Annotated in this window: 2 protein-coding genes; both read left to right on the forward strand. The window is 34.3% G+C overall.

Annotation, left to right across the window (positions count from 1 at the left end; genetic code table 11):
• Positions 1-302: sigma-70 family RNA polymerase sigma factor (locus tag HMPREF0999_RS21595; protein ID WP_009276915.1), on the forward strand; the 302-nt coding region annotated here is incomplete at its 5' end.
• A gap of 82 nt (positions 303-384) precedes the next feature.
• Positions 385-1,254 carry a FecR family protein gene (locus HMPREF0999_RS21600; RefSeq protein ID WP_009276916.1) on the forward strand — a complete coding sequence of 290 codons (870 nt, stop codon included), beginning with the start codon at positions 385-387 and terminating at the stop codon, positions 1,252-1,254.
• Positions 1,255-1,408 lie beyond the last annotated feature (154 nt).

The raw sequence follows: 1,408 nt of genomic DNA on the forward strand, positions 1-1,408 counted from the left end.
GTTCTACCGGAACTATTGACATCCTCCGATATGAAATATCAGGGATGGATAAACAAGAGGCTGTAGAAGATAATGATCCTTATTCGATACTTAGTATTTTTGAGATAGAACGAATCACGGAAAATACGATAGAGGAATTACCAGATCAATGTAAATCCATTTTTAAATTGAGTCGTATAAATGGACTCAAGAACCAAGAGATCGCAGACAAATTGGATATCTCCGTCCGTACAGTGGAAACACAGATATATAGAGCCCTTAAGATTTTGAAAAGTAGATTGAAAGACTATCTGGTTTCTTGAAAAAATATAATACAAAAATTTATCAATCTTGTAAGTAGCACATCGTTTTGAAGTGTCATACATATAGAATCGAGAAAAAACAATGAAAGAATATATAAAAAATATAATTGCGGAAAGTCTCAAAGACGAAGTAGATGTTGATAGGGAGTGGGAGCGTTTGTTTTCATCCATAGAGAAAAAAACTATATCCAAAATGAAAACAAGAAGGCTATTCCTTCAATACATGAAATATGCCGCTGCCGTGCTTTTGGGTATAGGTATTTCTCTATCAACGTTGTATCTTACGAATCAAGAGAACTTATCGACAGTTGGAAATTATAAATTAGTAACGAGCAAAGGAGAGAAGAGCTATTTGCAATTACCGGATGGTACGAAGGTTTGGCTTAACTCTTGTACAACTTTAGAATATGCGGAGAACTACGGCCATTCCAATCGTAACATTTATTTGGATGGAGAAGCTTATTTTGAAGTCGCCAAGAATAAAGACTTACCATTTGTTGTAAAGGCAAACGGTATTGATGTGAAAGCGATTGGTACGGCCTTTAATGTTTCCGCTTATATGGAAGACTCGCAACTAACCACAACCTTGTTCAATGGCAAAGTCGCCGTACAACCAACGTTGACTAAACAAGAGGTCTTACTTGAGCCTAACCAAGTAGCGGTTTATGATAAAAGTAGAAATAAGATAGAAGTAGTGCCTTACGATAAGAAACTATTCGCTCAATGGAGAGGAGGTTTCTTGTCTTTTGAAATGATGTATCTGCAAGATATAACAAAGTTGTTGGAAAGGAACTATAACGTTGTATTTCGTTATGAAAATCAAGGGATAAAAAAATTAAGGTTTAGCGGAAGTTTCCGTAACAACGAAGATTTATCGGAGATTCTCAATGTGATAAAGACGAATACGGGTATTCGCTATCAAATACTGAAAGATACTATAGTAATCAAATAATAAATCATTGAATTATTAATCTTAAAAACAGTCTTGCTTATGAGAAATGGATGATTTTTAGCGTAATACGGATAAAAACGTAACATTGTTAGAACTTTTTATTAATCTTAAATTTATTAATTATGGCTAATCTGATAGGGAGTTCCGGTAGAAC

The sequence above is a fragment of the Parabacteroides sp. D25 genome, assembly GCF_000307475.1.
GTDB classification, from domain to species: Bacteria; Bacteroidota; Bacteroidia; order Bacteroidales; family Tannerellaceae; genus Parabacteroides; species Parabacteroides distasonis.